At 62.1% G+C, this 4,250-nt stretch carries 5 protein-coding genes; 3 read left to right on the forward strand and 2 right to left on the reverse strand.

All coding sequences use genetic code 11. The features are described from left to right. Positions 1–232 (forward strand): UBP-type zinc finger domain-containing protein (locus tag VNX23_RS01615; protein ID WP_325627300.1); only part of this gene is annotated, 232 nt, incomplete at its 5' end. Between the two features lie 488 nt (positions 233–720). Here the strand turns inward: VNX23_RS01615 and VNX23_RS01620 are convergent. Next, the gene (locus tag VNX23_RS01620) at positions 721–1,368 is read right to left on the reverse strand and encodes a glutamine cyclotransferase (protein ID WP_325627302.1); all 648 of its coding nucleotides are present in this window, start codon (positions 1,366–1,368) and stop codon (positions 721–723) included. A 38-nt stretch (positions 1,369–1,406) separates the two neighbouring features. Then, on the reverse strand, positions 1,407–2,627 hold the full coding sequence (locus tag VNX23_RS01625; protein WP_325627304.1) for an HTH domain-containing protein: 1,221 nt from the start codon (positions 2,625–2,627) through the stop codon (positions 1,407–1,409). Positions 2,628–2,768: 141 nt separating this feature from the next. Between VNX23_RS01625 and VNX23_RS01630 the strand changes: the two genes are divergently transcribed. Then, positions 2,769–3,407, forward strand: a complete 639-nt coding sequence (locus VNX23_RS01630) for a glutathione S-transferase family protein (protein ID WP_325627306.1) — start codon at positions 2,769–2,771, stop codon at positions 3,405–3,407. A gap of 77 nt (positions 3,408–3,484) precedes the next feature. Next, positions 3,485–4,246, forward strand: a complete 762-nt coding sequence (locus VNX23_RS01635; RefSeq protein ID WP_325627308.1) for a thioredoxin family protein — start codon at positions 3,485–3,487, stop codon at positions 4,244–4,246. Positions 4,247–4,250: the final 4 nt, after the last annotated feature.

Consider the following 4,250-nt stretch of genomic DNA (forward strand, 5'->3'; position numbering starts at 1 on the left):
AGGTTCGCCGTGGGTCCATCTACGCCTATGCCGAACCTGCGGCCATGTTGGCTGTTGCGACGACTCGCCGAACCGCCACGCCACGAAGCACTTTCACAATACGCGCCATCCGATCATCGAAGGCTATGACCCACCCGAAGGCTGGGGATGGTGTTACGTGGACGAGATTGTGTTCGACCTCAGCGATCGCGCCACGCCGCACAACGGTCCTATCCCTCGCTACTATTATTAAATCGGCGGTGCACCTGCCGCGTCCGCGGCTTTTCCTGGGTTTGGCTGTTCGGGGATTCTGATATGAGGGTGATCGTTCTCGCGATATTTGGGCGCGGATCGTGGCGCCTGATGGAACTGGGTGTTCTGCCATCGGCGACAGTTGAGTCAGTCTCGACTGCGTCTCTGAAGCACCCATGACGGTCTTCCTCCGACGGGCCATTGACGCCGCTCCGGCGGGAGACTTTCAAAAATCGACCGATCGGTACCAATAGATGAAACCGGGAAAATTCTAGATCGCCGAAATTTCCTTTTGAAATCAGCAGCGAAAACTTCTGACGGATCGGTGGGACGGTTCTTAGTCGTGTGCAGAAAGATTTGCGTCGTTAGATCGACGCGTTACCATGGCTCAAAATGATCGAGTGGGAGTGAGGGGCGTCTTGTGGAATAAAACCGGATAGGGCAGCGTACGAAAAATGATGTTGCCCCAGCGATAGTAATCAATAGTCCTCACGCTACTCTGGACTCTCGGTTGGGCCGGCGAACGGCTCTCAGCTTGCCACTGTTGCCGCCGCCGCAGAAGAACATATCGCTGCCGTTCGACTCGAGACCCGACACGGCGATGCCGGCCGGCATATCGAGCTGCTCCAGAACTTCGCCTGTTTTTGAGTCGATGTGGCGCAGTTCGCTTTGGTCGGCTTCCCAGGTGCCGTGCCAGAGTTCGTCACCGACCCAGGTGACGCCGGTGACGAAGCGGTTCGACTCGATGGTGCGAAGAATCGCGCCGGTTTGCGGATCGACCTGATGGATCTTGCGGTTGCGGTACTGGGCGACCCAGAGTGTTCCTTCCGCCCAGGCCATTCCGGAGGCGCCGCCATCGGGCGTCGGGACGGTCGCGACAACGTCGCCGGTTTGCGGATCGACCTTCTGAATTCGGTCGCCGGCGATTTGGAACAGATGTTGGCCGTCGAAAGCAGTGCCGGCATGCGCCGGAACTTTGATTGCGCGCACCATCTTGCCACTATCCGGGTCGACAGCGTTCAGCGTTTCGCCGGTCGCGATCCAGACATTGGCACCGTCATAGCTTACGCCATGCACGTCGGTGACATCCGGAAAGGGGCCGTATTCGCGGACGATGTTTGCCGCTGTTCGTTTCATAACGTGATCCTCTCGGCTGTTCGGTTGGTGCGCTCAAACTAACCACCGGACAGCCCGGCCGGGAGTAACAAGGTTGTCGGGAAACCTGGCACCGGCGGCGCCATCCAGCGACGCGCGCGGCCTTGCCCGACCGCCTGTACCTTGCCGTCCGCCGTCAGATCGTCGAGTGCGCGTTGCACGGTGCGCGTGCTTGCGCCGAGCGCCAAAGCCAGCGCCGAACTTGACCACGCTTCGCCGTCCGCAAGCAAAGCGAGCACCGTCGCATGCGCTTCATCTGTCGGCGGGGCGAGCACGACCACGTCGCGGGCGCGGACCGGCACGAGCGCAAAGCCATCCTCGGTCGCGTCGATCCCGGCAACTGTCACCAGCGCCTTGCGCAGACGCCCGATTTCGACGCGCAGTCGCGCGCGATGCGATTCATCGGCATGTTTGGCGCGGAACGCACGCGCGAGCAGCGTGGATCGTGGCGCGTCATCCGGCCACGCTTCGGCTAGTGCGCGGGCCAATGCGAATAGAACCGGGCGTGTTTCGAGCAAAATTAATCCGCCGGCGTGGCAGACCGCGCGCCGGCAGGCATCGACGACGAGCGCCTTCGACGCCAGCAAAGATTCGATTTCATCGAGCCGGAGAAGGCGCTCATTGCCGCGCGCAATGAGCCGCGCCGCCGGCGTGTCGAGGATGCACGCCGCGCCTTCGACTTCAGTCGTGAGCGAAGGGATGCGGGCCTGATGGGCGGCGTGTCCGGCCAGTGCCAAGGCTGCGCGTGCCGCCTTGATCTGCAGGCGCCGTATTGCGATCCCGCCGATGACCAGTTCATGGCCCGCTCGCGACGCGGGCAGCAGCGGCGCGGAATCGAAGCCGGCCAGCAAGCGTTCCGCCGCATCGAGCCGACCGATCAGCAGCAGGCGGCGGATCGCAAGATAGCGCGCGTGGGCGGCGTTTGTGCGGTCGCCGTGCTTTTCAAGCACCACCTGCGCGGCCTCGAGCGCCCTGACGGGCCAATTGAGATCGCGGGAGACGAGCGCAATCTCGGCCTCGGCGACAACGCATCTCGCGCGAGCCACAGCCTCTCTCGGGCCGAAGGCGCGGGCCGCTCGCCGCAGCAGCATCTTGGCGCGGTCGAGGTCGCCGAGTTGCGCCATCGCTATGCCGCGCAGCGCCAGCGCCGGCGCATCGTTGCGCAAGGCGATGTGGTTCAGCGCGCCAAGGGCGTCGCCCAATGCGAGCGCGCGGGCCGCCGCTGTAATCAGGGAGTCCATTCAAAATCCCGACACACTTGTCACTCTCACCTTTCGATGGCGTGCCCTAAGTATTCCTCGTGACAGATGAACGCCGGCAGGATCAGCGCCCTTCAAGAAGAAACATACTTGCACTCGATCAAATGAAAAGGAGTAATCCCTATGATAACCATTTCCGCCTTCAGCCAAGTTCCGGATTTCGCCAAGGGTCTGGTGCGCGACGTGCGCGTGCGCTGGGCGCTCGAGGAAGCCGGCCTTTCCTACAACGTCCGCCTGCTCGAACAGGGAGATCAGGATAAACCTGACTACCATCTATTGCAGCCGTTCGGGCAGGTTCCGATCTTCGAAGAAGACGGGCTCGTCCTGTTCGAATCGGGCGCGATCGTTCTTCATATCGGGGAGCGTTCCGAGGCGCTCCTGCCGAAAAACCCGGCAGCGCGCGCCCGCGCTGTCCAGTGGCTGTTCGCAGCGCTCAATTCCGTTGAGCCGTCCGTCGTGAATCTATTCCTCATCGACGTTCCTTACGCGGACCAGGAATGGGCGAAGCTGCGCCGGCCGGGCGCCGTCGAATTCATGAACAAGAAACTCGATGCCGTGGCGAAAAGACTTGGCGACAAGCCTTTCCTCGATGGTGAGCGCTTCACCGCTGGCGACCTGATGATGGCAACGGTGCTGCGGTTCCATTCAGAGGTCGCAAAGCGCAATCCACGCCTCGCCGCCTATATCGACCGCTGCACAGCCCGGCCTGCTTTCAAACGCGCGCTGCAGGCCCACCTCAGCGACTTCCGGCAAGCGGCCTGACTTGGCCCGATGATGATCATGGTGCGTCTCCCGTCGGTTAGTGGCGGGCAGACAACGGCTATCGAAGGAGACATAAAATGACAACCCACAAAACTGCGACATGGGATGCTTGGCTTGAGGCGCGACGCGATCTGCTTGCCGCCGAGAAGGACCTGACGCGGCGCAGCGATCAGGTCGCTCAATTGCGCCGGCAGCTTCCCTGGGTCCGCGTCGACAAGGCGTACACCTTCGACGGGCCCGACGGCCGGCAGACGCTTGCCGGTCTGTTCAACGGCCGCCGCCAGCTCATGGTGCAGCACTTCATGCTCACGCCGGGCGCGGAGCAGGGTTGCCCGAGTTGCTCTTTCATGGCCGACCACACCGACGGCATCACCGTGCATCTCGCGCATCGCGACGTCACGTTCGTGGCCATCTCGCGCGCGCCGTTCGCCGAGATCGAGCGTTTTCGCCGACGCATGGGCTGGCAGTTCAAGTGGCTGTCCTCGCACGGCAGCAGCTTCAATTATGATTTCCGCGTGAGCTTCACACCGGAAGAAGTGGCCAAAGGTGAGCTTCCCTACAATTACGGCACCTGGCCTTATGCGTTCGAGGAATGGCCCGGAATCAGCGTGTTCTGGAAGGACGATGCGGGCGATGTCTTTCACACCTATTCGACCTATGGACGTGGCGTGGAGGTAATGATGGGGACGTACAGGCTGCTCGACCTCACACCCAAGGGCCGCGACGAGCGGGACACCTTCTACAAGATGGAATGGGTGCGTCACCACGACCGCTACGAACCGGAATTGCCTGCGAAAGCTACGCCGGCGGACGTCTCGTGCTGCAAGGCGCGCGCCTAAGGTG

It is taken from the genome of Bradyrhizobium sp. (genome assembly GCF_035570375.1).
Taxonomy (GTDB): domain Bacteria; phylum Pseudomonadota; class Alphaproteobacteria; order Rhizobiales; family Xanthobacteraceae; genus Bradyrhizobium.